23 protein-coding genes are annotated in these 22,574 nt (G+C 43.5%); 11 read left to right on the plus strand and 12 right to left on the minus strand.

The features are described from left to right. Positions 1–170 precede the first annotated feature (170 nt). From L4D05_RS14275 to L4D05_RS14285, 3 genes are all read left to right on the plus strand, one after another. The gene (locus tag L4D05_RS14275; RefSeq protein ID WP_428754400.1) at positions 171–2,087 is read left to right on the plus strand and encodes a DEAD/DEAH box helicase; all 1,917 of its coding nucleotides are present in this window, start codon (positions 171–173) and stop codon (positions 2,085–2,087) included. Between the two features lie 283 nt (positions 2,088–2,370). Further along, the gene (locus tag L4D05_RS14280) at positions 2,371–3,564 is read left to right on the plus strand and encodes an acetate/propionate family kinase (RefSeq protein ID WP_428794416.1); all 1,194 of its coding nucleotides are present in this window, start codon (positions 2,371–2,373) and stop codon (positions 3,562–3,564) included. A gap of 218 nt (positions 3,565–3,782) precedes the next feature. Then, positions 3,783–4,169, plus strand: coding sequence for a hypothetical protein (locus L4D05_RS14285; protein WP_428794417.1), 387 nt, complete (start codon positions 3,783–3,785; stop codon positions 4,167–4,169). A gap of 294 nt (positions 4,170–4,463) precedes the next feature. On the opposite strand, the gene L4D05_RS14290 is transcribed toward L4D05_RS14285, so the two are convergent. From L4D05_RS14290 to L4D05_RS14305, 4 genes are all read right to left on the minus strand, one after another. Beyond that, the gene (locus tag L4D05_RS14290; RefSeq protein WP_428794418.1) at positions 4,464–4,598 is read right to left on the minus strand and encodes a hypothetical protein; all 135 of its coding nucleotides are present in this window, start codon (positions 4,596–4,598) and stop codon (positions 4,464–4,466) included. Positions 4,599–4,663: 65 nt separating this feature from the next. Beyond that, positions 4,664–6,004 carry an MFS transporter gene (locus L4D05_RS14295; RefSeq protein WP_428794419.1) on the minus strand — a complete coding sequence of 447 codons (1,341 nt, stop codon included), beginning with the start codon at positions 6,002–6,004 and terminating at the stop codon, positions 4,664–4,666. 276 nt (positions 6,005–6,280) lie between these two features. After that, the gene (locus tag L4D05_RS14300; RefSeq protein WP_428794420.1) at positions 6,281–7,198 is read right to left on the minus strand and encodes an ornithine cyclodeaminase family protein; all 918 of its coding nucleotides are present in this window, start codon (positions 7,196–7,198) and stop codon (positions 6,281–6,283) included. 1 nt (position 7,199) lies between these two features. After that, on the minus strand, positions 7,200–8,354 hold the full coding sequence (locus L4D05_RS14305) for a DSD1 family PLP-dependent enzyme (protein ID WP_428794421.1): 1,155 nt from the start codon (positions 8,352–8,354) through the stop codon (positions 7,200–7,202). 143 nt (positions 8,355–8,497) lie between these two features. Between L4D05_RS14305 and L4D05_RS14310 the strand changes: the two genes are divergently transcribed. Next, a complete protein-coding gene (locus L4D05_RS14310; protein ID WP_428794422.1) occupies positions 8,498–9,406 on the plus strand; it encodes a LysR substrate-binding domain-containing protein in 909 nt (302 codons plus the stop codon). Between the two features lie 107 nt (positions 9,407–9,513). Here the strand turns inward: L4D05_RS14310 and L4D05_RS14315 are convergent, their stop codons facing one another. After that, on the minus strand, positions 9,514–10,074 hold the full coding sequence (locus tag L4D05_RS14315) for a DUF2301 domain-containing membrane protein (protein WP_428794423.1): 561 nt from the start codon (positions 10,072–10,074) through the stop codon (positions 9,514–9,516). A 169-nt stretch (positions 10,075–10,243) separates the two neighbouring features. Here L4D05_RS14315 and L4D05_RS14320 point away from each other — a divergent pair, with 169 nt between their 5' ends. Continuing rightward, a complete protein-coding gene (locus tag L4D05_RS14320) occupies positions 10,244–11,245 on the plus strand; it encodes a Gfo/Idh/MocA family protein (RefSeq protein ID WP_428794424.1) in 1,002 nt (333 codons plus the stop codon). A gap of 126 nt (positions 11,246–11,371) precedes the next feature. Here the strand turns inward: L4D05_RS14320 and L4D05_RS14325 are convergent, their stop codons facing one another. Beyond that, a complete protein-coding gene (locus tag L4D05_RS14325) occupies positions 11,372–11,632 on the minus strand; it encodes a DNA polymerase III subunit epsilon (protein WP_250618517.1) in 261 nt (86 codons plus the stop codon). A 433-nt stretch (positions 11,633–12,065) separates the two neighbouring features. On the opposite strand from L4D05_RS14325, the gene L4D05_RS14330 reads away from it, so the two are divergent. Then, a complete protein-coding gene (locus tag L4D05_RS14330) occupies positions 12,066–12,809 on the plus strand; it encodes a class I SAM-dependent DNA methyltransferase (protein ID WP_428794425.1) in 744 nt (247 codons plus the stop codon). Here L4D05_RS14330 and L4D05_RS14335 read toward each other — a convergent pair. Next, a complete protein-coding gene (locus tag L4D05_RS14335; RefSeq protein WP_428794426.1) occupies positions 12,806–13,888 on the minus strand; it encodes an NAD(P)H-dependent flavin oxidoreductase in 1,083 nt (360 codons plus the stop codon). The genes L4D05_RS14330 and L4D05_RS14335 overlap by 4 nt on opposite strands. 382 nt (positions 13,889–14,270) lie before the next feature. On the opposite strand from L4D05_RS14335, the gene L4D05_RS14340 reads away from it, so the two are divergent. The 3 genes from L4D05_RS14340 to L4D05_RS14350 all read left to right on the plus strand — a co-directional run bounded on the left by L4D05_RS14340 (position 14,271) and on the right by L4D05_RS14350 (position 16,090). Next, on the plus strand, positions 14,271–15,416 hold the full coding sequence (locus L4D05_RS14340; protein ID WP_428794427.1) for a lipid-binding SYLF domain-containing protein: 1,146 nt from the start codon (positions 14,271–14,273) through the stop codon (positions 15,414–15,416). Next, a complete protein-coding gene (locus L4D05_RS14345; protein WP_428794428.1) occupies positions 15,403–15,720 on the plus strand; it encodes a hypothetical protein in 318 nt (105 codons plus the stop codon). Before L4D05_RS14340 ends, L4D05_RS14345 begins: the two co-directional genes overlap by 14 nt. A gap of 202 nt (positions 15,721–15,922) precedes the next feature. After that, entirely contained in the window at positions 15,923–16,090 is a 168-nt protein-coding gene (locus tag L4D05_RS14350; protein WP_428754390.1) for a hypothetical protein, read from the plus strand. Positions 16,091–16,352: 262 nt separating this feature from the next. Here the strand turns inward: L4D05_RS14350 and L4D05_RS14355 are convergent, their stop codons facing one another. Further along, positions 16,353–16,763 (minus strand): DUF6515 family protein, encoded by a 411-nt coding sequence (locus L4D05_RS14355; RefSeq protein ID WP_428794429.1) that lies wholly within the window; start codon positions 16,761–16,763, stop codon positions 16,353–16,355. 303 nt (positions 16,764–17,066) lie between these two features. Between L4D05_RS14355 and L4D05_RS14360 the strand changes: the two genes are divergently transcribed. Beyond that, a complete protein-coding gene (locus L4D05_RS14360; protein ID WP_428794430.1) occupies positions 17,067–17,747 on the plus strand; it encodes an SDR family oxidoreductase in 681 nt (226 codons plus the stop codon). Positions 17,748–17,767: 20 nt separating this feature from the next. Here the strand turns inward: L4D05_RS14360 and L4D05_RS14365 are convergent, their stop codons facing one another. After that, entirely contained in the window at positions 17,768–18,520 is a 753-nt protein-coding gene (locus tag L4D05_RS14365; RefSeq protein WP_428754387.1) for a GntR family transcriptional regulator, read from the minus strand. A gap of 227 nt (positions 18,521–18,747) precedes the next feature. On the opposite strand from L4D05_RS14365, the gene L4D05_RS14370 reads away from it, so the two are divergent. Beyond that, positions 18,748–19,179: a glycine zipper family protein gene (locus L4D05_RS14370; protein WP_428754386.1), complete on the plus strand. Its 432-nt coding sequence runs from the start codon at positions 18,748–18,750 to the stop codon at positions 19,177–19,179. A gap of 155 nt (positions 19,180–19,334) precedes the next feature. Here the strand turns inward: L4D05_RS14370 and L4D05_RS14375 are convergent, their stop codons facing one another. The 3 genes from L4D05_RS14375 to L4D05_RS14385 form a co-directional block, all read right to left on the minus strand. After that, positions 19,335–20,324: an efflux RND transporter periplasmic adaptor subunit gene (locus L4D05_RS14375; RefSeq protein ID WP_428754385.1), complete on the minus strand. Its 990-nt coding sequence runs from the start codon at positions 20,322–20,324 to the stop codon at positions 19,335–19,337. Beyond that, entirely contained in the window at positions 20,321–20,818 is a 498-nt protein-coding gene (locus L4D05_RS14380; RefSeq protein ID WP_428754384.1) for a magnesium transporter, read from the minus strand. Before L4D05_RS14380 ends, L4D05_RS14375 begins: the two co-directional genes overlap by 4 nt. A 156-nt stretch (positions 20,819–20,974) precedes the next feature. Continuing rightward, a complete protein-coding gene (locus tag L4D05_RS14385; protein ID WP_428754383.1) occupies positions 20,975–22,540 on the minus strand; it encodes an arylsulfatase in 1,566 nt (521 codons plus the stop codon). Positions 22,541–22,574 lie beyond the last annotated feature (34 nt).

Consider the following 22,574-nt stretch of genomic DNA (forward strand, 5'->3'; position numbering starts at 1 on the left):
GGAATAATCCGCCTCCTTGTTTACGTCCCTAGTGGCTTGATGCGATTTGTCACTTTTCCGCATCTGAATGGAATCAGCTCTTATCTATTGTCATTTCGACAGTATTGGATCAGTTTGGAATTGGTAGAGCTCATGGGACCTGTGTTTATATTTACTTTAATGGGATCCCAATGCAAGATTCTGTAATTCAATTCAATGAATTAGCGCTTAACGAAAACATCCTTTCAGCTCTAGACTCTATGGGCTTTGTATCGCCAACTCCAATCCAGGCGGCTGCAATTCCTCTATTACTAGAAGGAAGAGATGCGTTAGGTAAAGCTCAGACGGGTACGGGCAAGACAGCAGCATTCTCTTTGCCGCTTCTTAACAAAATCGATCTTAACCAACACAAACCTCAAGCGATCATCATGGCTCCTACACGTGAGCTTGCGATTCAGGTTGCTGCTGAAATCAAAAACCTTGGTCGTGATATCAAAGGTTTGAAAGTTTTAGAGATCTACGGTGGTGCTTCTATCGTTGATCAAATGCGTGCTCTAAGCCGCGGTGCTCACATTGTTGTGGGTACACCTGGTCGTGTTAAAGACCTTCTAACTCGTGACCGTCTACACCTAGACCAAGCTCACACATTCGTTCTTGATGAAGCGGATGAGATGCTAAAAATGGGCTTCGTTGACGACGTTACTTGGATTCTAGAAAAAGCGCCAGAAACAGCACAACGCGTTCTGTTCTCTGCAACTATGCCTCCAATGGTAAAAACAATTGTTGACCGCTACTTGCGTGATCCAGCACGTGTCGACGTTGCGGGTACTAACCACACGGTTGATAAAGTTGCTCAAAACTACTGGGTAGTGAAAGGCGTAGAAAAAGACGAAGCAATGGCTCGTCTACTAGAAACTGAAGAGACTGATGCTTCTATCGTTTTCGTTCGTACTCGTCAAGATACTGAGCGTCTAGCGGATTGGCTAAGTGCACGTGGCTTTAGCGCTGCAGCACTACACGGCGATATTCCTCAATCTCAACGTGAGCGTACTGTTGACAACATCAAACAGGGTTCAATCGATATCCTAGTAGCAACAGACGTTGTTGCTCGTGGTCTTGATGTGCCACGTATCACTCACGTATTTAACTACGACATCCCATTCGATGTTGAGTCATACATTCACCGTATCGGTCGTACTGGTCGTGCTGGACGTAAGGGTAAAGCTATCCTTCTTGTTCGCACAAACCAAATCCGTATGCTGCGTACGATTGAGCGTGTAACTAAGTCTCAAATGGAAGAGATTCAACTTCCTCCTCGTGACCAAGTTGCAGAAGCTCGTCTAGTTAAGCTTGGTGCTGAGCTAGAAAAAGAGAAAGAACACAAGTCACTAGAAAACTTTGCTGAGCTAGTTGAAAAGCTACAAGAAAGTCTAGAAATCGATGCAGCAACACTTGCAGCGATTCTACTTAAGCGTCAACAAGGTAAGCGTCCATTGTTCTACGTTGGTCCAGATCCAATGATCGAAGCGATTGAACGTGACAAGAAGCGTCGTAAAGAGCGTCGTGATAACCCGGATGCTGGCCGTGATGGTCGTCGTAGCTTCAACACTCAAGATTGGGATACATACCAACTTCAAGTAGGTCGTGAGCAAGGTGTTCAAGTTAAAGACATCGTTGGCGCACTAGCAAACGAACTTGGTCTGACTAAAGGCTCTATCGGTGCTATCAAGCTAGATAAAGGTCAAACTTACGTTCAACTGCCTAAGCAAATGACATCTGACGTTGCTGGCAAACTTCGTAAGCTTCGCATTCGTCAGAAAGAAGTAGGCGCAGTAGTTGTTGAATTCAACGACTTCCGTGAATCTCGCGGTCCTCGTCGTGACGGCGGTCGTGACAACCACCGTGGTGCACGTCGTGAAGGCCATCGTGGTCAACGTGACGGCAACCGTGAAGGCGGTCGCGAAGGCGGCGGCTACCGTGGTAACCGTGACGGTGCCAACCGTGGTCAACGCGCTGAAGGTGAACGTCGTTTCGACCGTAACCGTGGCGGCGACCACCGTGGTAGCCACCGTGGTGAGCGTGGTCAATCACGCAACACTGAGTCTTAATGCGATTGAGCATTAAACACTAATTGAAGGCCGAGCGAATGCTCGGCTTTTTTGTGTCTATAAGATTCGCACATGCAGACTGTTAACCCAAAAGGGTTAGGTTCTTTGATTAAATTCAATGGGTGAATTAATTTAAATATTGATCATCATCAACAAATGTCATTTTGATACAAATGTTTATTTAAAAGAAAGTTGAAAGATTCAAAAATTATTGAATAATACGTGTAGAATATATTAGGAAGGCGTTCTTCCACTAATGCTCAATAACAGGATACATTTTCGCATGTCTGATTCGTTTGTTCTCGTCATCAACTCTGGTAGTTCATCTCTCAAGTTTGCCGTTATCGATTCTCAAAGCGGTGAGGCAGTCTTAAGTGGCTTGGGTGAATGTTTTGGTCTAGCCGATGCTCGTATGAGTTGGAAATTTAACGGGCAAAAATCCGAAATCGCAGTAGAAGGTGAAGAAAACCATCACAAGCTAGCAATCGGTAAGTTAGTTGGTTTAACGGAAGAGTTAGGTTTAGCGAGTAACATCGTTGCAATCGGTCATCGTATTGTTCACGGTGGTGAGAAATTTACTAAGACAGTACGTATTGATGAAGCAGTAACTGCAGAAATTGAAAAACTTGCCGATCTTGCACCATTGCATAATCCAGCGGGCGCTATTGGTATTCGTGCTGCAATCGAAGCGTTCCCAGCGCTTCCTCAATTTGCAGTATTTGATACGGCTTTCCACCAGACAATGCCTGAAAAAGCGTTCACAGGCGCTATCGCGAGTGAATTGTATTCTGAATATGGTATCCGTCGTTACGGCTTCCACGGGACTAGCCATTACTTCGTTAGCCGAGAAGCTGCGAAAATGCTTAACAAGCCAGTAGAAGAATCAAGCTTTATCTCTGTTCACCTTGGCAATGGCGCATCTGTATGTGCCATTAGTAACGGTAACAGTGTGGATACGTCTATGGGCTTTACCCCGTTATCAGGTTTGATGATGGGCACACGCTGTGGTGACCTTGACCCAGGAATTATTGAATTCTTGATGAAGAAAGGCTGGAGCCAAGAGAAGGTGTTTGAGACGCTTAATAAGAAGTCTGGTTTCTTAGGCGTGTCTGGTATCACTTCTGACGCTCGTGGCGTGCTAGAAGCGATGGAGGACGGTCATGAGGGTGCTAAGCTAGCGTTTGAAGTCTTTACATACCGTGTGGCGAAGTACATTGGTTCTTACCTGATTCCGCTTGACCACTTAGATGCAGTTATCTTCACGGGCGGCATTGGTGAAAACTCGCTTCCTATCCGTCGTGAGATCATGCGTAACCTTAAGCTACTAGGTTTTGTTGAAGACGAGAAAGGCAATGAAGCTGCTCGTTTTGGCGCGGCAGGCATCATTGGTAAATCAGAATTGCTAGGCGCAGTGGCATTAGTTGTGCCAACTAATGAAGAGTTTGTGATTGCTCAGCAGTCGGTAGAATTACTGTAATCAGTTCACAATTTGTTAGTAAGAAGCGAGCCTAGAGCTCGCTTTTTTAATTGGTTAGGTAGCTGAGACAGCTTTACCTTACAGTATTTGCCCCTTTCCGTGTTTGTGTCTGTTGCTTGTCGCGAATCAAGGTAAGTAGATGGTGATACTTTTTCTCATGATGCTGATAATTGGCTGTATAATGTTGTGCTCAAATAATCATATAGCAGTAGTTTAAAATGAGAACCTATAAATCACTCGTACTTGCGTTCGTCCTTGCTCTCACTGGATGTGCTTCTGGATCTTCTATACTAGTGGGCGAAGCAAGAGAGCCTATCGATCCAGGATCAGTACGCTTCTATGCTGAACCGCCAGAGATATATGAAACAATCGCCTTAGTCAATGCTTCAAGTGACGCTGGTCTAACTAAGCAAAGTTCCATTGACTATGCTATTGAGGAACTGAAAAATCAGGCAGCAAAACTTGGTGCAAATGGGGTTTTACTAGGAGCGACAGGCAGTAACAATTCAGTGATGCTAGGTGGGCAAGGCACAGATTACCAGTACCTGATTCCCGTATCAGAGCAAACTATAAGTGGCCAAGCAATTTACGTTGAACAACAATAAATTAACCTCTTGAATACTTTATAGCCAGCTTACTATTTGCTGGCTAAGTTATGCCCCAAAACGTGTTGGTACACATAATATTAATAGGTTGTGGCCTAATGAAGCGTTTGTGGTTACGAGGCCGTCTGTTGAACTGTTGCCATTGAATGAGTAAGCAAAAGCGAGCCTAGAACTCGCTTTTGCTTTTTTGCCGAGTCCTTATTTCAGAAGGGCGGTGTGGTGATGGTTAACACAATGCCTTTAGTGTCCTTAAACGCTGTGAGATTCGCCATCATTGTAGCAATAGAGCGAACCTCAAATGTAATAATACATATGATCGTGAGTGGCAGATTGACCAGTACCCCAAGCATGCCCTAGAGCCACAACAGGCTTAAAATGGCCAATAGTAAATTGACCCAGATATTCAGCAATAGCGATGACGTACATCATAGGAATCAAACTTTGATATCAAGTGACCGTCAATAGATATCAAAAGGCGACCAGTAACGTGTTGTTCAGGTGTTTCCAAAAATCATTTTCCTTTTATTTTTAACATAAAATACGGCACTGATTGAGATAAACAAAAAGGTAAAATAGTAGAAAAATGAAGACAGTGACGCTAGAAAGTCAATGTTCTGTTCGATTTCTTGCGCCGTATAGCCTTGAGACACGAGCTTATAGTAATAGGCGTATAAAATACCAATCGAACCGTATCCAAGGTTAAACATCAAACCCTTAAAACTAAGTACGGTTGCTCTGTTGTGAGAGGCGGTTTTTTTGTTGAGATGATAACTGATGAAAATGTTCATCGTCATAATAATGAAAATGAGAAGCAGCGCGGGTATGACCCCATAAATTGACCACCCAAGGCTGATCCAATAGTAAGTGGCCATGCTTGCTAAGCCCATGACAAGTATGAATTTTATTGGGTCCATGCTTTCTGCTAGCTTACGGCTTTTCCCTGCTAATAGAATTTGAAGCACACTTATTCCTGCGCCAATAAAGCCGAAATAGATGATAGGGATATCAATCGCGCGATAATATTGGCTGTTCATCGTTAAAAACATGCGCGAAATGTGTTCGAACAAACTGTAATAGAGCAATATGAACAGTACATAAGGCGTGGAAAGTACCCATTTCCCTGTGGCGAACGTGAGCCTCAAGCTTGCCATCGTTGTGGACGCCTTCGTGCTATCACTTGGCAGTGGTTTGTTGTCTTCGTTCATGCTGAACGCTGCGTAAATGGCGATCATTGCGACAATTAAAGTGGCAAAGACGGGGATGCGCATGAGGTCTTGGGTACTTTCTGGTGCCGAGAACCCGAGGAAGTGAAAAATGTTAGCCATAAAGTTAACATCGTACATTGCAGCCCCAAGCAGAGTGACAAAGATACCCACGGTGGAAGCAATACGAATCTGGATTTGTAACACTCGCGGCCAAAGGTCTTCTTTGCCTTGTTCTTTTAAGGTGTCATAGGCCAGCGCTTCATCGGCACCACTGGCCAAAGCCATCGCTAAACCACTTAATATTCGGTTGATCAAAAATACGATGAACACCAAGTTGGGATCGCCTGTGGGCACCAGAGCTATCATGGCGATTTCGATAAACATGACAATCGAAGACAACATGACAAGCTTTTTTCGGCCTAACGTATCGGCAAATGCGCCGGATGGCACTTCTGCCAGAACAATGGTGGCGGCCCAAACCACATTTAGCATGGCAAACTGAGACAGGGTTAAGCCGTAATCCAAATAGAGTAGGGTGAATACGGGGTAGTAAAAGCGTGCAAAGTAGCTGCTTCGAAACATTAAGAAGTAGCGAACATTACCAATTTGAAGGATTTCTTTGAGCGTCATTAATTAGTCAGTTATTTTAATTGTAGAAGTTTAGGTATATACCCTTTTTTGCTTGATAGTAAACGTTTCTTTTTTTAAATCAGGAGATTGTTGTGAAAAACCATCCTGATTTAGCAAACATGTGGTTATAAGTGAACTAATGACCATAGCTACAATATATTCATGGGATACAGTGTTTGATTATCCGTATTAGCTCATACTAGAAAGAGAACCATATGAATCGCCCTTGTGGTGCTACGATATGGTCTTAGTATTGCGTTGACGTGATGTTAGTCATCATTTAGATTGCGCCATTTCAAGTAGTTTAGCTGCAACAAACAGATCTTGAACTGCGATACCTGAACTATCAAAAATAGTAATATCGTCGGTATTTGCACTCCCAATAGCGACACTGGTAATGACTTTTCCAATTTCTGTAATAGAAGCATTGGTCGTATGCTGGAACTCGCCAATAACAACAGATTGAGACTCGTAGTCACAAAATAGTCTTGCACGCGGGTAGAGTTCCGTTGGTAGCTCTTGCTTGCCAACTTTATCTGCGCCCATCGCAGAGATATGGGTGCCAGGCTTAACCCAGTCGGCTTGGAATAATGGCGCGGTCGCTGTCGTAGCGGTAACAATAATATCGGCTTGCTCACAACCATATTGAGCAGTGCCCACTTCGGCAGGAATGCCTTTTTTGATGAGCTTTTCAACAAATATGTCGGTATTACTTTTGTTTCTGCCAACCACAATGACCCGAGATATTGGTCTAATGGCGACAATGGCAGATACTTCATACTGAGCTTGATGGCCTGTTCCAAACACAGTTAATACTGATGCATCTTTTCTAGCTAAGTAATCGACGGCAACTGCATCCGCAGCAGCAGTCCGGTAGGCATTGACTTGACTCGCAGCGACCGCTGCAACTAACTCACCCGTTTCTGGGCTTAATAAAAAAACGGTCGTACCATGGCAAGGTATGCCATGCTGATGGTTATCTGGCCAGTAGCTTCCGGTTTTCCAACCAACCAAATTTTCAGTACAGGCAGACTTTAGTGAAAACATGGAGTCGACTTGTGGACCCTGTGCATTGACAACGGGAAACAACTGCGTCTCACTGTTTGTTGCGGCGACGAGCGCTTCCTTTACTGCAACATAGGCGAGCTCGTGAGAGATTAATTGTGCTGTTTGTGTTTCGCTTAAATAAATCATGTTACCACCCTTGAACTCTGGTCCATACATCGTAGGCATTCGTCTGTATATCAAACACGTGATAGTGCTGGTGCATTGAAGCGGTTGCGCAAGCATGGTTAGGTAAGACATGTAAGCGGCAACCAATCGGGAAATTATCAAAATTAATGTTGTTGTCGTCCACGGCTTCAATAATACCGTGCTCTTGGTTTACGGTGGTGACTTGCAGGTTGTCGAGAACCTTACCTGCGCTATCTGTTAATAGACCATACCCGCAATCTTTTGGTTGACTAGCCGTTCCCCGATCAGAAGAGAGCGCCATCCATCCCGCATCAATAAAAAGGCTGCCTCTTTCCTTATTATGACCGATCACTGTGGTGACAACACTCGCGGCAATATCATGGGTCGTGCACACCCCAATTCCTGTCATGACGAGATCAAAAAAGCCATAGACTCCGGCTCTCACTTCGGTGATGCCATCTAAATTTTGGTAGCTGTGTGCGGTAGGCGTCGAGCCAATACTGACAATGTTGCAGATAATATCGGCGGCGCGAAGGTGACGGGCTGCGTTGACTGCCGCGTCGACTTCGTTTTGGGCTGCTGCGCGTAATGATGCTTGATCAAAGCATTGATAAGACTCTCCGGCATGAGTGAGTATGCCCTGAAAGCAGGCTGCACCACGGTCCAACAATTGAGCAATTTTGACCAATGTAGGATCGTCAGGTGTGATGCCACCTCGATGTCCATCACAGTCTATTTCTATTAGTGCCGAGATAGCACAATGGTTGTTTATGCTGAATTCATTCAGGAGCTTAGCCTGTTCGACACTGTCTAGTATGACTTTGATCTCGATGCCTTTGGATAAGAGGTTAGCGACACGCGGTAACTTAGACGCTGCAATACCAACCGCGTAAATGATATCGCGATAGCCTGCGCTTGCCAGTGCTTCCGCTTCTTTCATGGTAGAGACGGTAATAGGAGAACTTTTTTTAGGCAGTAGATACGGTGTTGATTCAAGGGCTCGGAGGGTTTTAAAGTGTGGTCGCAGCTCACACTTGAGTCCCTCTATTTCTGTACGCAATCTTGTTAAGTTATTAAGAAATACTGGTTTATTGACGAATAAGAATGGTGTATCCAACTTATCGTAGTGAATCTTTAAATCTGAATTTTGAAGCATAGTGGCATTACCTAATGTATCAGACGCTAAATTAGATTGATGTATCTCAAAGACACCAAATCTGTTGATGAGTAAACAGTATCTAAAAACTATGTTTTGTTTTACATTAATATTTACTAACTCATAGATTAGGTTTGAGCTAAATGATCACGACGGAAGACCTTAAATTTATTGCCACGATTGCTAATCATAGAACGTTAGCCGATGCGGCCAGAGCTTTAAATATCACGCCGCCTTCTGTCACTCTTAGGCTCCAGCACATAGAGCGAAAATTATCGATTCAGCTTATCCAGCGACCATCACGAGTCGTGAGCCTGACAGAAGAAGGGCAGATCTTGTTGGAGAGAGGGCTTTCTATTCTTAGAGAGTTGGATGAGTTACAAGAACAGCTTGATGAGAGAAAAGAACTGGTGTGTGGCAAGCTGAGAGTCTTGGCTCCGCTTGGTTTTGGTAATGATTATGTTGCTCCGTTGCTGGGGGAATATAAACGGCAACACCCGCAACTCGATATCGAGTTGGAGCTGTCCGACAATCCTATTTGGTCGAGTCACCATAAGTGGGACATCATTATTTATATTGGCGCGTTAAATGACTCATCATTAAAAATGATCACCCTGGCGACGAATCAGCGCTTTATTTGCGCATCGCCAACTTACATTCAAGCAATGGGGTGCCCTGAAACCCCGCAAGAGTTAGTTAAACATCAGTGTATTGCGCTAAGAGAGAATAATGAGGACGTCACATTGTGGCAGTTTACCCATGTTGAAGATGGGAAACATGAAGTAATCAGAATCAATCCGGCGTTGGCAAGTAACGAAGGTCGAGTGATTAAGGACTGGGCTATGGCGGGCTTAGGCGTCATCATGCGATCGGAATGGGACGTTCAACCTCAAATTAATAGTGGTGAGCTGGTGCGCCTGTTACCGGATTATTCTTTACCTAACGCTAATATCGTCGCCCTGTTAAGCAGCCCAGAGAAAGAACGTTCCGCTCGTATCTCTGGGTTTATCTCGTTATTAAAGCAGCGATTGGCGCCTGTGCCTTGGAAGTAATGCAGAACAGCTATCAACGACTTGCTAAGTCGCCTCAATTAATTACAAGTTATAAGAACACCATTATTGCTAATAGGAACATTTTTTGAATTCTGTATGGCTGTATACTAAATTTCATAATTGGCTTTAATACCAATATCAAAATGCAGCGGCATTCGCCATTTTTGTACTGCCAGATACATCATGATTAACCCAGTGATAGAAGAGAAAACGAGTACGCCTTGCCAGTATTCCAGAAATATGAAAAGGGTGTTCATCGCGAGAAATAGCGGCACCAATTTTAGACCGTAAACCTTAAAACAGAATGACTCTTTTAGGGCGATACCGGAAAAAGTAACGAAGAAAAAACCAAGCGCGAGCCAGTATAGGTTTTGTTGCGCGGCATATAGCATGATCAATAAACCCAGCCACGTGGACCAAACTATAATCGCTCGGACGTGTTTGCTGTAAACATGCAAGTTCGCAGCGGTGAACACGCTCGCAAGACAAAATACCAATATCACCACTTGTGATGCATTGCCAGGCAGTGTGATTAATTTAAGCTGATGTGACGCGATAAAGGCGCAGCCAAATAAGGCAACAGAAAATAGAGAGATACCAAACCGATAAAAACAGACGCTCACTTTGTCGAGCTTATCCAATTCTTCACGATGTTCAGGGTTTGCCATAAGTTAATCCATTTGGTTGGTGAATGTTGCGCTGATTGGTGATTCATGTAGCAATGTCAATATAGTTATCATAAAGAATAATGGCAGGTTTGCTTGATTAGCTTGCCTGAGATGGGGAAAATAACCTAATAAAATTGCTATTTGTAGGAAAACCGTGAAGGAGAGTCGTTTGAATAACAAAGTACGCTGGGGCATTGCAGGTCTGGGTAATATTGCTCATCGATTTGTTAAGGACTTAACTGGGTCGGTGGAAAATGCAGAACTTTACGCTGTAGCGGCGAGAGATCTGAGCAGAGCACAGCAGTTTTCAGAACAATATGGCTGTGATACGAGTTATGGGTCGTACGTAGACCTAGCGGCAGACAGCCAAGTCGATGCCATTTATATTGCTACCATTCACCCATTTCATAAAGAATTGATTGAGCTGTTTTTAAACAGCGGTAAACATGTGCTCGTTGAAAAGCCTGCATTGACCAATCTTGCCGACTGGGACGCGATGGCAGCATTGGCTGAAGAGAACGGATTACTGTTAGCTGAAGCCATGAAGAGCGTCACATTCCCTGCATATCGTGAAATGAAACAATTTATTAGACAGCAAAACGTTGTCATTAGGTCCGTGGAAGCTTCATTTGGTAATTGGCATGAATTTGACAGTGCATGGCATTTATTCAACCCTAAATTGTGTGGTGGTGCGACGTTAGATGTTGGCGTTTATGGTCTGTGGTTGTACGCGGATTTATGCCAACTGGCCGGAGTATCGGTGACTGAACCACAGGTTGAATTTGCGCAAGATAATTCTCAAAGTGAAGTGGATGAAAACGCTACGTTTACTTTTTCAGGTGCGCTGGAAGGTAAAATTGGCGCTTCCATTACTCGAGATCTCGCTCGAGAAGCCATTATCCGTGGTCCAGAGCTAGAAATTATTATTCATGGTAAGTGGTGGAACCCGACGACGATAGACATAACATATCAAGGTCAGCTCAAGCAGATATCAATGCCAGTAAAAGGTGGGGGATTTGCGGATGAAATTGAGCATATATCATCGTTATTGTTAATCAGTGAGACTCGATCTGAGTTACTTAATCACACAACCAGTCGTCGTGTGGTCAATATTATGGAGAAAGCGCTGCGTGAAGGTGGTTATGCTGAGTTACTTAACAGTAAATCGTGAATAATTGATTTTAAATAGGGTTGCTAGAGAAGCGGTAACATTGAAAAAGCCTAGTCGCGACACTCTTCCTGTTAAAGGCATGATGTCGATACTAGGCTTACCGTTCACCGATTAAGGTTAATTAATTTATTCAGCGTCAGTGTCGTTGGTGAATGACGCTTCAATTCGCTTAAGTTCTTCTTTTTCTTTGAGTTGCTTTTCTTCTTGATTAGCAAGCTTTCTACGGTTGAGTTCTTTTCTCTCAGACTTACTTAAAAACTTCACGGCTTTTTTTGTCGTAAGGGCATAGGCGATAACGTCTTCGCCTTTTTCTCTGCGTTCTGCCACACGTTGTGAAAAGCGCTCATCATCACGAGCTTTTCTTTGCTCTGCCGTTAATTTACTCACTACTTTATCCTCATTAGTTAATTCATAGCAGATTGCTACCATGATCAGTCAAACAAATGAGATCAGTTGCACATTCATAAAGCTGATGGGCGTATGTTATCACATAACACGCTGGAAGCCCTATTCTATATGGGCTGTGCAGCCAATCGTCTATTAATAAATTCGTGCTTTGCCGTGAAGGTCTAACAAGCTATCTAGGTGGCAAATGACCCAAAATGTGTTTCTCAGATAAATCTTACATGATAAATAGTCAGTAAATCTCATACCTCCTTAGAAAGATGATTGTTAACCACTTGTTTTTATTGAATTTAATAGATTCTTAGATGCTGTCGCTCGGGTTTATAAGCCATTGAGGCAATATCTTGTTAGGGAAACCAGTAAAGTCGTATACGATGCGCCACCAAAAAATTATGTCTACCACGACTAGGCCACCATGTCTGCTAACGCCCTTTATACTGACCTTTCCCATTACTACGATCTTATGTGCGCTGATATTGACTATCAATCTCAGAGTCATTGTGTTCAAAGGTTGCACCAAATATTTGGCAATTCGGGTAAATCACATCTCGATTTAGCCTGTGGTACTGGCCCTCACGTACGTCATTTTATTGATTTTGGCTACCAAAGTAGTGGGCTAGATATCAACCAACCTATGCTTGATATCGCAGCACAACGATGCCCTGAAGCACAATTTACTTTGCAAAACATGAGCGATTTTAACGTCGCCCAACCACTAGACTTGATAACCTGTTTTTTATATTCGATTCATTATTGCGATGGCTTACAAAAGCTCCAAGATTGTATTCATCACGTATTTAAAGCGCTCAATAGTGGTGGTGTGTTTTGCTTTAATGTGGTGGACAGGCTTAAAATCGACAACCGCTCTTTTGTTAAGCACAGTACTCAACATCTTGGAGAGACCTTTAGTTTCTGCTCTGGTTGGCACTACGCAGGGCATGGTGAAAAGCAATCACTGAAACTCAATATTGAAAAGCATACCGCCAACGAGACATTATCTTGGCATGATGAGCACCCAATGGTTGCATTCACCATTGAAGAAATATCAGACCTTCTGAAACCTTGGTTTGAGGTTCATGTTTTTGAACACGATTACGATAAGATATTACCTTGGGACCAACGTTCGGGTAATGCGATCATCGTTTGTGTAAAAGCTTAATCATGCAGTGACGCTGATCTTTGATTAACTAAATGCAAGGTTAAGTCTTTTGCTGAGATTTCTGCACATCCCATGGTATTTTGCCCGCACCACAGTGGTGAAAAATCACTGGATGCGAGTTTCTCAGACTTTGTGCGTAATTGACTCATCTCTATAGAAGCATGCGGAAAATCCGGGACATGGTTATTGATGTAGCCGAGTTCTTGCATGACTCGATTGACAATGCCCCTTGCTGGACGACCAGTAAACAAGTTGGTTATTGCCGTGTTTGATTGTGTCCTATTTGCTTTTATCGCGTCACGGTGGAGTTGGGAGGTGCTAGCCTCCGGACATAACAAATAGGCGGTACCTACTTGAACGGCACTTGCTCCTAAAATAAGGGCTGCCTCTACACCACATTGATCGCTTATTCCTCCTGCGGCGATGACAGGGACATTGACTTGAGCAATAACCTGCGGAAGAAGCGCCATAAGCCCCGTCTGAGTGGAAAGATCTTCAGATAAGAACATTCCCCGGTGTCCACCAGCCTCTACACCTTGCACAATAATCGCATCCGCTCCATTAGACTCCAACCATATTGCTTCTTGAACGGTGGTTGCGGTTGACAGGATTTTGCTTCCCCAATTTTTTATTCGGCTAATGAGTTCCGGGCTAGGAAGACCAAAATGAAAACTAATCACCGCAGGGGCGAAGGGCTCAATCGCATCGGCGATACTATGATTGAACGGCGTTCTACTTGCACTTGTCGTTAGGGTATTGCTATCAATGTCTAATTCATTAAAGAAAGGCGTGAGGACTCGCTGCCATTTATTATGCTTCTCTACGTCATAATTCGGCATGTTATGGCAAAAGAAGTTGAGGTTGAAAGGGTACGACGTCTTAGCCTTGATGGCTTTAATCTCATTGACAATGGTGTCGATATCTAACATGCCGCATGGCAGTGAACCAAGTCCTCCAGCCTGACTAACCGCAACGGTAAGACGGTGATCTTGCACGCCTGCCATTGGTGCTTGAATAATGGGTAAATCGGTTCCAATTAGCGCCTTAAATTTGTCTGCGTTGTTGATCTTTTTATGCATCACCACTTTCCTTTATTTGGGTATCTTCAGCTAAACATGCCCTTTTTCCACATCCATTGTGTCGTTGTCGGTAAGCGAAAAATAATAGTTCACGGCATGGTGACTGACTCTGTATTTCGACTGAAGTTGTGAAGTAACAACAAATAGTCTTCTGAGGCATGGCGAAAAATTGTTAGTCATGGCGTATGGTTACTATTAGTAACTGAAAATGAGTATTTGGGTTTTGTGATGAATATAAGGGATACAAAAGCAGAGGGTTGCCTCGCCAATAGTAAAAGTACGGTATTTCTAGTGGGTGGGTTTTAGTAGGATGTGCCGCCATAGTGTCGATAGCACAGTAATAATAAAAAGTACTGTGATAATAACAATGAGGTTCTGAGGAATGCAGATACGTCTACGCTGGTTAGGTTCTTTGTTATCCCTAGCGCTACTTGGGTGCAGCAGTAATATTCCTCCCGATGAGCGACAAACCGTTCGTGATGAGATAGATGCAACATCCGCACAAATTGTTGAAAAATTGAGTGATGAATACAGTGAAATTCCTACGTTAGTCGATGAAGCGTACGGCTATGCGGCAGTCAGTATGGCGGGAGTCAAAGTGCCTGTCATCGGCGGGGGCACGGGTATTGGGGCGATTTATAATAATCAAGATGGTAGCGTGACCTACATTGATGTTGATCGTTACGATGTCGGGGCTGGATTAGCTCTGGGCAACAATGAGGCTCTGCTTATCTTTGATGATGAGCAATCGTTGGAGTCCTATAGAGCAGGTGTGTGGCGATTTTCAATTGGGGCAGATGTGAGCTTAGGGGAAAGTAGCTCTCATGCCAGTACTACTCTAGCGGGTGATGATGATGTACCAATCTATTTAATCACAAGCTCTGGTGCGTCAGCGATTGGTAGCGTAAGGGTGGTGTCGAGTTCAGTGAATTATGACTTAACGGAAACCGGAGTTGGTGATATTAGTATTGCCAATAAAGACTTAAACACCGCTGCTCCAACCAAGGGTGCAAAGAAGTGGGATAGAGCACTGCCGTTTTTTGCTCAAGAGGTGATTGATAAAGGATATTCACTGCCTAAGCCTTATGGTATTAGCGTTATTTACACCGATACATTTCAGTATATGGACATAACAGACCTTAATGTGGGGATAAACGGCTCTCAGAAGTATCCGATAGAGTTTGTTTCCTTTGATAACAACAGCAACAATACACAATCACCTCAGCTCAAACTTGATGCTTGGGTGTTTCCATTCATGAATGTGTTTGGCGCAGTGGGGAAAATCAGTGGTACGGCTGATATAGGGATTAAATTCAGTGGTAACGACTTGATTGATCAAATGGAAGCTGACTGTAGCTTACCTCCTCTGCAAAGACCAAAAGTGTGTTTATTAAAGGATGCAAATCCAGAGGTTACCGTGCCTGCTCAGCTTGACGGAAATAATTATACGTTAGGCACCGTTTTAGCGACCGGGTGGAATGATTATTTTGTTACCCTACCAATTTCATTTACTTATGCGAAAAAATGATGCCGAAGGGCTGATTCTCAATGTTTCGCCTCGAGTGGGTAAAGTGATCCCTACTATCGGCTCACAATCTGTGGCGTTATATACTGGTGCAACTTATCTCGATAGCACGCTAACTCTGACAGGGACTTACACCTACAGTGGGGTTGGTATTGACTATAAGGTTAAACAAAGCAATACCGATAAGTGGGCTGGCCTTGTTGGTGCGAACTACAACTTTAATCGTGATTGGTCCTTAATGATGGAATACGGCTGGAAAAGTGATAGGAAACGCCAATTCATTTCCGCATTAAATCGACGTTTTTGATAAATAGCGTTAACAGCGATGGGCAACATTCGTAAGACGATAGTGAGATTCGGTGGCGATGCGTATGGGAAAGCATTAGCTTTTCTAATAAGCGAACATGAATATAATTAGTAAGTTAATTACCAAATAATGTTTGACCTACGTCACATTTAGAGTAAAATTTGTCCTGTTCTTGAAATCAAATTACAAAACGGTACATAAAATGAACTCAGCACTATTATCAACACTCGACAATTCATCAGAAAAAACAGAAGCAGTCCAAACTGCAACGAAAGAAACATCAACGCTTGTAGAGATCGTATCCCTTGCGACAATGTTTTTAGCAACGTCAGCAGTGGTTCTATTACTTAGCCTTACTTGGGTAATGTAATACTTCGTTTTCAGGGACATGAAACCGAGCGATACTCATAGAATTATCATGAGTATCGCGTACGTTCCCTGTTTGATTACCTCTAGTCCCTTAGTGATCTTTTTACGAGTACTTGGACATATTTTTACACTAAGTTTATTTACAATAAGCGTTTTACAGTGAGTTTTTCACACATAGTCAATTCCGCTACGTTTTTCCCTCATCCGCGAGCGCTATGGCTTATAGAGCCTCGACAATAAACGCCTAACTACCATGCTATTTATTACGGTCTAACGACCACAAAACGCCCCTGACCCGTGGGTAAAAACCAATCACCCCTTGAAACGAAGTACTGTTGTCCTTTTTTATTTACTGCTGTCGCTCCTTCTGGCAACTTTCTGATCACTTGACCTAACCGGTAGCGTCTTTTCGGTGGTTTCTCTACAACCACATAATGATCATCGCTCTCTTTATAGTATTGACCATTAATTAAGGCATAAGATACGCCCGCGATGGCAAGAAATACGGCTGAACCGGGTGGGCGGTGTCGGTCATAGTGGTGCACAACGTGGACTTCCTTTTTATGATGCCGATGATGCCGATGATGTTTGTGCTTTTTCCATGGGTCAGCCATGCTACTGCAAGAAAGGACAAGCAAAGTTATACCGATTATATAGCGGGTATTTTTCTTCATAAATTCTGCACCTAATAATAGTAAGTCGCCTATTTTTATTGATGATGAGTGAATCTAAGTGAAGAGGATGTCAGTAGTTGGTAGGGTTTGCATTGGACGTCAATATAGACGGTAGTCAGTATAAGTCTCAGTTATGTAAGAGATCTTTAGAGTTATTCACAACGACAGTTTTTTACCAGAATGTGATGTGACGCTGTTATCTTACAGACCAACGTTAGCAGATAATATTACACTTAGCCGATCAGTTACTCAGCAGCTTAGCGAGTAACTTCGTTCTCCTTTTGAAGACAGTTAAGGGCTCTCATGAAAAAGAAAATTCTAGTAACAGGCGCAACAAGCGGTATAGGCTACGCATTAGCGGTCGAATTGTGTGCAAAAGGGCACGACGTGGTTGCTACAGGACGAAATGCGCAAAAACTGAATGAGCTCAGCGCGATAACAGGTTGCCATACTATTGTTGCCGATCTCAGTGTTGTGGACGATGTTTTGAATATGTTTACGTCTGCGTGTGCACATTTAGGTGGCTTAGATGTGTTAATTAATAACGCAGGTATGATTTCACGAAAATGCGCAATTGAAGACTTTACACTCGAAGAATATGAAGCGCAGTATGCCATTAATCTTCGAGCGCCATCGCTACTTTGTCGTGAAGCATTGAAAGTGATGAAGCCACAGCAACAAGGACAAATTATCAATGTCATCAGTACAGTGGCTAAGCGTGCGAATGCGACCATGAGCATCTATACTGCTATGAAGCAAGGTCTTGCAGGTTTTAGCGCTATCTTAATGAAAGAAGCGCAGCCGCATGGCATTAAAGTGACATCACTATTTCCCGGTGGTACGGATACCAATTTTCGCGAGGCTGAGCGTCCGGAATACATGAATCCGACCAGCGTAGCCAAAACCATTGCACAGTTGCTTGAACTGCCCGCGGATATTGTTATGCATGAAATGACATTCCGTCCACCCGTTGAACTCGAGTAACATCTGTTGTGATCGAAATCTTAGACGATATCACCTGACATTCGCGTGTTCGGTGATATCGTTATTCCATGGCCTGAGTCCCAAGAAAATGCCGGGAGAAGATGGTTTAGTAGCTTCTCAAGGTATTGAACAACGAGCTCCGCGCATTCAAGATGGTTATCTTGGGTAAAGGCGACCATGATTTGTTCCATTGTATTAATAGGCAGCAGTTGCGAGCACTGTTTGGGATCATGCATTATATAAAGCCGAATATAACGGCGTAGATTGGTCAATACGGAGTCAAAAAACAGGTCTACTACTTTGGCGACGTGTTGGTTTCGAAGTAATGACAACAGTGCGATAAAATGGTCTTCAATGATAATCGCGTTTACACGCTGAATATCTTTGTTATTTAATTCTTGTTTCAGTTGTATGAAGTGGATAATAACCTCAGCGTGTTGCTTTGAGTATTTTTCATCCGACTCTATTACTTCTTCGTGAGTGACTGGGCTGTTCTGCGTAGGGGAACTGAAGTTATCAAAATGGAATATCAGAAATTGTATTAGGGAACGCAATTCGATCGCCGTCAGTGGTGTGACATAAGCACCTATATTGGGTTTGTAGTCAACAAAACCCATCGAAGCAAGCTCTTGTGTCGCTTCGCGAATGGGAGATAGGCCAAGACCGTATCGATTGGAAAGATCTTGAGTAACGAGCCGTTCATTTGGTGCAATGGTTTGATTGAGGATATCTCGTGTTAGATAAGCCATTGCTTTGTGTTTACTAGTCTTCAAGGAAGAGGACCTATGGTTATGTATTTTCATTTATTGTCCATATTTATAAAATCATAAATACAGTAAAATTACTGAATGTTATTGCTATTTGTCATAAAAAATAGTGTTATCAAAAAACAGTATTTTTACGGTATTGAAACGATAGGGTTTCATTCAAACTCACTGACTCGTTAATAAGCCTTAATGATTATCAAATCTTATTAATTAACAAGTTAGAGAGCGCGCTCATGAATAAGCACCTTATATCTGCGATGATGGTTATTGCATCGCCATTTTCCATTGCTGAAACTACGGGTGGGGATATTGTTGACCCTACCTCCAAGCTGATTTTTACTTATAACAATGTCACTGCTGAGGTGGCTCAACAAGAGCTTGCTCACTGCCAAACATTAGCAAACCATACGCAAGAATCGGTCACGAGCAATCAAGGCTCTGGTGTTCGTGGTTTATTAAAAGGTGCGGCGGCGGGCGCTGCTGTCGGCGCAATTTCGGGTGGTAGCGGTTCTGACGCGGCGAAAATTGGCGCTGCTGGCGGTTTGGTTGTTGGGCGCGTCCAAGGCAACGCGAAGCAGTCGGCGCAGCAGAGTAGTAATATGAATAACTACAAAACGGTGATGAGAAACTGCATGGTAGAACGTCAGTACGTGGCGTTAAATTAGTACTTTGACGGTTAGCCATTAATGATTCTTATCGTATTTAAATCAATGTTCAAGGTACATATCGCGAGTGATACACCTTGAACATTTATTACTCTTCTTACGTCATACTTTCTTCATTTCTTACTGACCTTTCTCTTCGCGTATGAGCAAAGGGGTCACATGGCGTTTAAGTAAGATTTATAAGAGTGCAAACGCACTGTTGCTGCGCCAATTACATCAATAAACCCAAAGAAAGCATGCGGCTTAGTCGCTGCAATCCATGCTGATCCCGTCGCTCCAATAGGAATGATTTTTCCCTCAGGTTCAATGATTTCAAGCACGACCGTGCGTCCGTGAGTGCTGGTGTTCGCCCCCACATGCTGACGCACGCTTTGTGGACCTTGTATTGGCGATATTGACGATTCTCCAGTACCCGCAGTGAAGCTGTGAACACGAGCACGGAACACTTCACCTGGGTAGGCATCGACATAGAATTCAGCAAATTGGCCTTTTTTAACGTATCGGAATGTTTGATCTGGGATCCGCATCTCCAGAAACTTACGAGACGTATCATAAATATGCATGTTGCCCACACGACTGCCATCGGCGACATTGACCACTGCGACCTGACCATCAAACGGGGCACGTACCGTTTTTCTGTCTTGTTCGAATTCCACGCGATCATAATCGGCGTGTAATGAAGCAAGAGAAGACTCAGAAATTCTAAGTTGAGAAGCGTAATTTTCAACATCACGTTCTTTAAAGATCTCTGGTGAAGTTTTAGCTCGATGAAGGTCACGCTTCATTTGAGCAATCGATTCTTCTTGTTTCACTATTGATGCTTTAATTTTTTCTAATTCAGCATAGGAAGTGGTGTCGATTAAGGTATAGATGACATCGCCTTTTTTGACCACTTGGTTATGGTCGACGTGAATTTCATTTATCTGTTCACGTAGCAGAGGGGATAAGACCGAGTGAGGCGCTTTGATCGTTGAAGAGTAGGTTAAATCGACCGGAGCCCATAATCGAGAGAGGACACCTAACACGACAAGTATCAGTGCACCGCCAGAAATAATCCAAAACGCACTTTTTAGCGTCCATTTTATTGCGCCTGTCGAGACTAGAATCCACATAATGAGGATATAAGGAATCATCACTTCTTTCATGATTGAGCCTCGTGTGGGTCTGTAGAATTCTCTAAGTTTGAAGTACGACTATTTTTTATAACGCGGCTAATTGATGCGCCAATGTGTTCCCAGTTAGCGAATGCAATAATAATCGCGAGTACCCACCATGCTTTATGTAAAAATAATCCACAAAGTGACAGGGCGAAGACCAGTTGGATATGCGAGCTTCTTTTCTCGTGAGCTCTGTGAACGGCAACCTCATGAACCCGCCACAGTAAATAGATCACAAAGATAGCAAGGGCAATGGTGACGGAAAATAGATAACCACTAAAATATTCTGAATTAAAAATGACCATCATGGCGTCGTTTGGCGTGTTGGTAAAAGTCGCCATATCAACATCTTTAGAGTTGATGGTTCCCATAGGCGCTAACAAATAAGCGCCTAATAACATAGTGAGCATAAAGGCTGAGAACTTCATCAGTACTTTAGTTATCACCATGACGATACGCATTATATTTCTTATTGCGTTCATACAGTTTCTCGTTTTAGTTTGTAGGTTTTCACGGTTATTGACTACCATGCAAGCAGTTTATAACGGGTGTTTTGTGCCATTACCTTCATTTTATTTTTCGTTAAAAAGCCGCTAATTTTATTAGCGGCTTGGACTTAAGGTAATGAGTAGCTTCGACTACTTCAGGACTTGCTGGCTAACTTGTTCAAGCTGCTTTAATTTTCCTTGAAGCATGTAAGTGTTCTGGTTGAAGTTACCTGGGTTGAGCACTTGGCTGTTTTGCATTGGGTAATCAGGTAGTGTCGCAATGAACTCCTGAACTTTGCCGCCTACTGGTACAAACAACCACATGTTGTCTGCCATCCAACGAAGGTACATACCTGACTCGTGTGGCGCTTTTTCAAATGGGTCGGCACGTAAGTGAACAACCTGAGGCCAGTTTGTTTGGAAGCGAACCGCATCAGTGATGTTACCTTCTAGTAATGCGAACGAGATCTTAAAGTCATTCCAGCGAACCGCGTTTAATTCAGCATTAGCAGAGAAGTACAATAGAGAGTCACGAGGGCCTTTGTCTTCTTTGCCTTCAAAATAAGGCAGGAAGTTATAACCATCGAGGTGCACGCGCCAGTTCTTATTGTTGTAGCTTGCGCCTTTGTCTGACGCGAGTTTTTCAACCACTTTATCGTCGCCGGCAGCGGCGAGCAGTGTTGGGATCCAGTCTTGGTGTGCCATGATGTCATTAATTTTTGACCCAGGCTCAATCACACCAGGCCAACGGACGAGTTGAGGGACACGCATGCCACCTTCAAAGGTTGTGCCTTTTTCGCCATGGAAAGGGGTTGCACCACCATCTGGCCAAGATACGGTTTCCGCGCCGTTATCGGTTGAGTAGATAACAATGGTGTTGTCGGCGATGCCCAGATCGTCCAGCTTATCAAGCAGTACGCCTACGTGATCATCGTGCTCCAACATACCGTCTGCATAGATGCTGATACCAGATTTACCTTGGTATTTTTCTTGTAAACGAGTCCAAACGTGCATGCGAGTCGTGTTGTGCCAAATAAAGAATGGCTTGTCCGCTTTGACCGCTTTTTCCATAAACGCTAATGACTCTTCTAAAAACTCCTCATCCGCGTTTTCCATGCGCTTACGAGTCATAGGGCCAGTATCTTCAATCTTTCCGTCAGCGGTCGATTTAATGACGCCACGAGGGCCGTAGTTTTTACGAAATTCAGGATCTTTAGGGTAGTAATACGTTTCTGGTTCTTCTTCGGCATTGAGGTGGTAAAGGTTGCCAAAGAACTCATCAAAACCGTGGTTCGTAGGTAAGTGTTTATCTTGGTCACCCATGTGATTTTTACCAAATTGCGCGGTCATATAACCTTGCTCTTTGAGTAAATCCGCAATGGTCGGCGCCCAGTCTGGTATGCCGTGATCTGATCCCGGCATACCGATGGTTAACAGACCGGTACGAAATGGTTCTTGACCCGTTAGAAATGCAGCTCGACCAGCAGTACAGGATTGCTGTCCATAATGGTCGGTGAACAATGCACCTTCGTTGGCAATGCGATCGATGTTTGGCGTTTGATATCCCATCATGCCATTGTTGTAGGCACTGATGTTGTAGATACCAATATCATCACCCCAAATGGCAAGAATATTCGGTTGTTCAGCAGCGACTGCGGCACCAGAAGCAGCCAGTAAGCTGACTCCAACAGCAGCTTTGTTTAAACGGGTCGTCATAGGGACTCCAATTGTTATTTTGTGATTGGACGTT

It is taken from the genome of Vibrio nomapromontoriensis (genome assembly GCF_050337205.1).
In the GTDB taxonomy this organism is placed as follows: Bacteria; Pseudomonadota; Gammaproteobacteria; order Enterobacterales; family Vibrionaceae; genus Vibrio; species Vibrio nomapromontoriensis.

Bases quoted from the DNA above. Each gene is read 5' to 3' on its own strand.
- L4D05_RS14275 (WP_428754400.1), top strand. From the start codon at position 171: ATGCAAGATTCTGTAATTCAATTCAATGAATTAGCGCTTAACGAAAAC.
- L4D05_RS14280 (WP_428794416.1), top strand. From the start codon at position 2,371: ATGTCTGATTCGTTTGTTCTCGTCATCAACTCTGGTAGTTCATCTCTC.
- L4D05_RS14285 (WP_428794417.1), top strand. From the start codon at position 3,783: ATGAGAACCTATAAATCACTCGTACTTGCGTTCGTCCTTGCTCTCACT.
- L4D05_RS14290 (WP_428794418.1), bottom strand. From the start codon at position 4,598: ATGATGTACGTCATCGCTATTGCTGAATATCTGGGTCAATTTACTATT.
- L4D05_RS14295 (WP_428794419.1), bottom strand. From the start codon at position 6,004: ATGACGCTCAAAGAAATCCTTCAAATTGGTAATGTTCGCTACTTCTTA.
- L4D05_RS14300 (WP_428794420.1), bottom strand. From the start codon at position 7,198: ATGATTTATTTAAGCGAAACACAAACAGCACAATTAATCTCTCACGAG.
- L4D05_RS14305 (WP_428794421.1), bottom strand. From the start codon at position 8,354: ATGCTTCAAAATTCAGATTTAAAGATTCACTACGATAAGTTGGATACA.
- L4D05_RS14310 (WP_428794422.1), top strand. From the start codon at position 8,498: ATGATCACGACGGAAGACCTTAAATTTATTGCCACGATTGCTAATCAT.
- L4D05_RS14315 (WP_428794423.1), bottom strand. From the start codon at position 10,074: ATGGCAAACCCTGAACATCGTGAAGAATTGGATAAGCTCGACAAAGTG.
- L4D05_RS14330 (WP_428794425.1), top strand. From the start codon at position 12,066: ATGTCTGCTAACGCCCTTTATACTGACCTTTCCCATTACTACGATCTT.
- L4D05_RS14335 (WP_428794426.1), bottom strand. From the start codon at position 13,888: ATGCATAAAAAGATCAACAACGCAGACAAATTTAAGGCGCTAATTGGA.
- L4D05_RS14340 (WP_428794427.1), top strand. From the start codon at position 14,271: ATGCAGATACGTCTACGCTGGTTAGGTTCTTTGTTATCCCTAGCGCTA.
- L4D05_RS14345 (WP_428794428.1), top strand. From the start codon at position 15,403: ATGCGAAAAAATGATGCCGAAGGGCTGATTCTCAATGTTTCGCCTCGA.
- L4D05_RS14350 (WP_428754390.1), top strand. From the start codon at position 15,923: ATGAACTCAGCACTATTATCAACACTCGACAATTCATCAGAAAAAACA.
- L4D05_RS14355 (WP_428794429.1), bottom strand. From the start codon at position 16,763: ATGAAGAAAAATACCCGCTATATAATCGGTATAACTTTGCTTGTCCTT.
- L4D05_RS14360 (WP_428794430.1), top strand. From the start codon at position 17,067: ATGAAAAAGAAAATTCTAGTAACAGGCGCAACAAGCGGTATAGGCTAC.
- L4D05_RS14370 (WP_428754386.1), top strand. From the start codon at position 18,748: ATGAATAAGCACCTTATATCTGCGATGATGGTTATTGCATCGCCATTT.
- L4D05_RS14375 (WP_428754385.1), bottom strand. From the start codon at position 20,324: ATGAAAGAAGTGATGATTCCTTATATCCTCATTATGTGGATTCTAGTC.
- L4D05_RS14380 (WP_428754384.1), bottom strand. From the start codon at position 20,818: ATGAACGCAATAAGAAATATAATGCGTATCGTCATGGTGATAACTAAA.
- L4D05_RS14385 (WP_428754383.1), bottom strand. From the start codon at position 22,540: ATGACGACCCGTTTAAACAAAGCTGCTGTTGGAGTCAGCTTACTGGCT.